This is a genomic window from Streptomyces sp. URMC 127, from assembly GCF_051386535.1.
Lineage (GTDB): Bacteria > Actinomycetota > Actinomycetes > Streptomycetales > Streptomycetaceae > Streptomyces.
In genome coordinates this window covers 1-4,577 of sequence record NZ_JBPQTW010000337.1, presented here as the reverse complement: position 1 = coordinate 4,577, position 4,577 = coordinate 1, and the positions used below count along the sequence as shown (strand labels likewise).

5 protein-coding genes and 1 pseudogene are annotated in these 4,577 nt (G+C 74.0%); 4 read left to right on the top strand and 2 right to left on the bottom strand.

Annotation, left to right across the window (positions count from 1 at the left end):
- From ACSNOH_RS33470 to ACSNOH_RS33455, 4 genes and pseudogenes are all read left to right on the top strand, one after another.
- Window positions 1-381 (top strand): annotated as a pseudogene (locus ACSNOH_RS33470) (histidine kinase); the annotation flags it as partial.
- Window positions 378-833, top strand: a complete 456-nt coding sequence (locus tag ACSNOH_RS33465) for a roadblock/LC7 domain-containing protein (protein WP_436725212.1) — start codon at window positions 378-380, stop codon at window positions 831-833. The pseudogene ACSNOH_RS33470 and the gene ACSNOH_RS33465, both read left to right, overlap by 4 nt.
- Entirely contained in the window at window positions 830-1,252 is a 423-nt protein-coding gene (locus ACSNOH_RS33460) for a DUF742 domain-containing protein (RefSeq protein WP_436725211.1), read from the top strand. The genes ACSNOH_RS33465 and ACSNOH_RS33460 overlap by 4 nt, the downstream gene beginning before the upstream one ends.
- A 173-nt stretch (window positions 1,253-1,425) precedes the next feature.
- Window positions 1,426-2,025: a GTP-binding protein gene (locus ACSNOH_RS33455; RefSeq protein WP_436725210.1), complete on the top strand. Its 600-nt coding sequence runs from the start codon at window positions 1,426-1,428 to the stop codon at window positions 2,023-2,025.
- A gap of 21 nt (window positions 2,026-2,046) precedes the next feature.
- Here ACSNOH_RS33455 and glpK read toward each other — a convergent pair whose 3' ends face one another.
- Window positions 2,047-3,546 carry a glycerol kinase GlpK gene (gene glpK, locus ACSNOH_RS33450; protein ID WP_436725209.1) on the bottom strand — a complete coding sequence of 500 codons (1,500 nt, stop codon included), beginning with the start codon at window positions 3,544-3,546 and terminating at the stop codon, window positions 2,047-2,049.
- A gap of 90 nt (window positions 3,547-3,636) precedes the next feature.
- Window positions 3,637-4,482 carry a M15 family metallopeptidase gene (locus ACSNOH_RS33445; RefSeq protein WP_436725208.1) on the bottom strand — a complete coding sequence of 282 codons (846 nt, stop codon included), beginning with the start codon at window positions 4,480-4,482 and terminating at the stop codon, window positions 3,637-3,639.
- Window positions 4,483-4,577 lie beyond the last annotated feature (95 nt).

Below are 4,577 nucleotides of genomic sequence, written 5' to 3'. Positions count from 1 at the left end.
CAGCTCGAACGGGCCGAGCACGAGGAGCACCACCAGGCGGGCGACGCCCTCGTGCCGCTGCCCCGCCGCCGGCCCGCCGCCCAGGCCCCCGAGGGGCTGCCCGGAGCCGAGCCGACCCCCACCGGCGGGCTGCCGCGGCGCGTGCGCCAGGCGAGCCTCGCCCCCCAGCTGAGGAAGGATCCGGAAGGCCCCCGCGACAGGGGGACCACCGGCCCGGACCCCGCCGGTCCGGAACCCGGGCGCGACGCCGACGAGGTGCGGGCCAGGATGGCCGCCCTGCAGCGCGGCTGGCAGCGGGCCCGGGAGCACAATGAGGCGGACGCAACCGAAAGATCACCGAGAACAGCACCACGAACCACATCTGAGGGGGACGGTCGATGACCGCACCGAAGGCCGGGAACGCCACCACCACCGCAGCGAGCGGCCCGCCTGCCGCCACGCGCGAGCTGAACTGGCTCCTCGACGAACTCGTCGAGCGCGTCGGCAGCATCCGCAAGGCGCTCGTGCTCTCCGGCGACGGACTTGCGACCGGCACCTCCAAGGACCTCTCGCGCGAGGACGGCGAGCACCTGGCGGCCGTGGCGTCCGGCTTCCACAGCCTCGCCAAGGGCGTCGGCCGCCACTTCGACGCGGGCGAGGTCCGCCAGACCGTCGTCGAGCTCGACGAGGCGTTCCTCTTCGTCACCGCAGCAGGAGACGGCAGCTGTCTGGCCGTCCTCGCCGACGCCGACTCCGACATCGGGCAGGTCGCCTACGAGATGACCCTGCTGGTCAAGAGGGTGGGCACGCACCTGGCCACGGCTCCGCGCACCGGCGTGGCCGCCGACGGGTGACCGCCGGCCTGCCCGGGGACGGCTCCGGCGAGGGGGACGTGCGCTGGTACGACGACGCGGCGGGCCCGGTGGTCCGTCCGTACGCCATGACCCGCGGGCGCACCCGCGTCGCGGACGGGGCCGGCCTCGACCTCATCGCGGTCGTCGTCGCCGAGCATCCGGCCGGCCGGCCCGCCGCCGCCCTCGCCGACCAGTCGCTGTCCCCCGAACACCTCGACATCGTGGACCTGACGGAGGACACGCCGCGCTCCGTCGCGGAGCTGGCCGCGGGTCTCGACCTGCCGGTCGGGGTGGTGCGGGTGCTCGTCGGAGACCTCGTGAACGCGGGCCTCGTACGGGTCACCCGCCCGGTGCCGCCGGCCGAACTGCCCGACGAAAGCATTCTGCGCGAGGTGATCGACGGCCTGCGGGCCCTCTGAGCCGGCCCGCGGGCCTGCTGAGCCTGCCTTCGGCCCCGACGCCTGCCCGCGGGCCCGCCGGAGCGACCGGCGGGCCTCCCCGGGAGACTTGTCGTGGCCATGGTCTGTACGGAACGATCACCTTCCACCGGGGGAGCCGGACCCGGCACCCCACGACCGGAGGACGAACAACCATGAGGCTCCTGCGCTCCGACCGCGGCAGCACGCCCCCCGCGCCGGCCCCGGTGGCCCTCAAGCTCCTGGTCGCCGGCGGCTTCGGCGCGGGCAAGACCACCCTCGTCGGGGCGGTCAGCGAGATCCGGCCGCTGCGCACCGAAGAACTGCTCACCGAGGCGGGCCGGCCCGTCGACGACACCACCGGCGTCGAGGGCAAGCGCACCACCACCGTCGCCATGGACTTCGGCCGCATCACCCTCCGCGACGACCTCGTCCTCTACCTCTTCGGCACGCCCGGCCAGGACCGCTTCTGGTTCCTGTGGGACGAGCTGGCCCGCGGCGCCCTGGGCGCCGTCGTCCTCGCCGACACCCGGCGGCTGCAGGACTGCTTCGCCGCCGTCGACTACTTCGAGCGCCGCGGCATCCCCTTCACCCTCGCCGTCAACTGCTTCGACGGCGCCGCCCGCTACCCCGAGGACGACGTGCGCGCCGCCCTCGACCTGGACCCGGGCGTGCCGGTGATCCTCTGCGACGCACGGGAGAAGGAGTCGGTGAAGGGCGTGCTGGTGTCCGTGGTGGAACAGCGCTTCGCCGAGCTCGCCCGCCGGGCCGGCTGACACCGGCCCGGCGCACACCCGCTACTGGACCCAGCCGAAGCTCCGCTCCACCGCCCTGCGCCACACCCGGTACTCGGCCTCGCGCTCCTCAGGCGCCCGCCGCGGCGTCCACTGCGCGTCCTGCCGCCAGAGCGCCCGCAGCTCGTCCGGATCGCGCCACACCCCCGTCGCGAGACCGGCCGCGTACGCCGCGCCCAGGCTCGTGGTCTCGGCCACCACCGGCCGGATCACCGGGACGCCCAGCACATCGGCCTGATGCTGCATCAGCAGGTTGTTGGCGGTCATGCCGCCGTCCGCCTTCAGCGAGCCGATCCGCACGCCGGAGTCCTGGAACATCGCGTCGACCACCTCCCGCGTCTGCCAGCTCGTCGCCTCCAGCACCGCCCGCGCCAGGTGCGCCCGCGTCACGTAACCCGTCAGGCCCGTGATCACACCGCGGGCGTCCGCACGCCAGTACGGCGCGTACAGGCCGGAGAAGGCGGGCACCACGTACGCGCCGCCGTTGTCGGGGACGCTCGCCGCCAGCGCCTCGATCTCACCGGCCGACCGGATGAGGCCGAGCTGGTCGCGGAACCACTGCACGAGCGCGCCCGTGACCGCGATCGACCCCTCCAGGCAGTAGACGGCGGGCTCGCCGGCCAGCCGGTAGCCGACCGTCGTCAGCAGGCCGTTCTTCGACGGAACGGGCCGGGTGCCGGTGTTCAGCAGCAGGAAGCTGCCCGTGCCGTAGGTGTTCTTGGCCTCGCCGGCCCCGTAGCAGGCCTGGCCGAACACCGCCGCCTGCTGGTCGCCGAGCGCCGCGGCCACCGGCACCCCGGCCGGCGGCCCGGCGGCCCGCCCGTACACCTCGCAGGAGGAGCGGATCTCCGGCAGGACGGCCTCCGGGATGCCCATCGCGGCCAGGAGCCCGGCGTCCCACTGGAGCGTGCCGAGGTCCATCAGCAGGGTGCGCGAGGCGTTCGTCACGTCCGTGACGTGCACTCCGCCGTCCGTGCCGCCCGTCAGGTTCCAGATCAGCCAGGAGTCGACCGTGCCGAACGCGATCTCGCCGTTCTCCGCCCGGCGCCGCAGCCCCGGCACGTGCTCCAGCAGCCAGGCGGCCTTGGGCCCGGAGAAGTAGCTCGCCAGCGGCAGGCCCGTCACCGCCCGGAACCGGTCCTGCCCCTCCGCACCGCCCAGCTCGCGGCAGAGCGCGTCGGTGCGCGTGTCCTGCCAGACCAGCGCGTTGTGCACCGGCTTGCCCGTCGTGCGGTCCCACAGGACCGTCGTCTCCCGCTGGTTGGTGATGCCCAGCGCGCTCAGCTCACCGGCCCGCAGGCCCGCCGCGGCCAGCGCGCCCGCCACGACGGCTTGGACCTTCGCCCAGATCTCGGCGGCGTCGTGCTCCACCCAGCCGGGCTTGGGGAAGACCTGCCGGTGCTCGCGCTGGTCCGAGCCGACGGCCCGGCCCTCCCGGTCGAAGACGATGCAGCGGCTGGAGGTGGTGCCCTGGTCGATCGCGGCGACGTACGGTCCCGGCATGGCGCCTCCTGACCTAGGAGTCCGTCCGGGCCCTTCCCCTGCCTGCTCTTCTCCTCCGGGCCCGTCCGGACCTGTCCGGACGGGAAGTGTTCACCCGCCGTGACGAGGCGTCAAGGCGCCGGGGAAGGCCGGGCGAAGCAGCACGGGGAAGTCGAAGTACGTGTCCGGGAACGGCTCCGGCCTGAGCGTGAAGTGCCACCACTCCTCGGGCAGATTGACGAACCCGGCGCTCTCCAGGGAGGACTTCAGCAGCAGCCGGTTGGCCCGCTGCACGCCCGTGATCCGCGGGTCCAGCGTGTGCGCGAGCGTGTCGAAGCAGTCGAAGCCCGTCCCCATGTCGACCGAGTTGTCCGGGAAGCGCTGCCCGCGCGGCGCGTAGCAGGGCACCAGCGGCTCCCCGGGCACGTACGGCCGCGTCGGCCGGACCGGCAGCTTCACCAGCGTCACGTCCACCGTGCTGCCCCGGCTGTGCCCCGACTTCTCCGCGATGTAGCCGTCCGCGAACAGCCGCGTCTTGTCCACGCGCGGATAGAACTCCGCCTTCATCCGCGTGTCCGCAAGGTCCTTCGCCCACGCAACGAAGTCGTTCACCGCCCGCTGCGGGCGGTAGCAGTCGTACACCTTCAGGGAGTAGCCCCGGCGCAGCAGCGAGCGCTGCGCCCGGTGCAGGGCCTCGGCGGCCTCCCGCGTCAGGACGCACAGGGGCCGCCGGTAGCCGTCGACGCGGTGGCCCGTGAAGTTGTGGACCGTGACGTACCGCATCTCCTGCAGGATCGTCGGATCCACATCGGCGAGGGCGACGAACCCGCGGGGCGGGCGCGGCCCGGGCGCGGCCGCCTGCGCGGGCAGCGTCAACGGAGAGGCCAGGAAGGCCAGCAGAGCCCCTATGAGCAAGGCGACGGCTCGCAGGGCGGCAGGGAACCGGGTTCTGTCCATGCCCCCCGGATAGCAGAGCAACGGGCGCCCGGGGAAGGCCCCGGCGCCGCTCGCTTCACCGCCCGTCCCCGCCCCGCACCCGTACGGGATACCCC

Excerpts from the sequence above, each read along its gene's own strand:
- glpK (WP_436725209.1), bottom strand. The coding sequence starts at position 3,546 with ATGCCGGGACCGTACGTCGCCGCGATCGACCAGGGCACCACCTCCAGC.
- ACSNOH_RS33455 (WP_436725210.1), top strand. The coding sequence starts at position 1,426 with ATGAGGCTCCTGCGCTCCGACCGCGGCAGCACGCCCCCCGCGCCGGCC.
- ACSNOH_RS33465 (WP_436725212.1), top strand. The coding sequence starts at position 378 with ATGACCGCACCGAAGGCCGGGAACGCCACCACCACCGCAGCGAGCGGC.
- ACSNOH_RS33445 (WP_436725208.1), bottom strand. The coding sequence starts at position 4,482 with ATGGACAGAACCCGGTTCCCTGCCGCCCTGCGAGCCGTCGCCTTGCTC.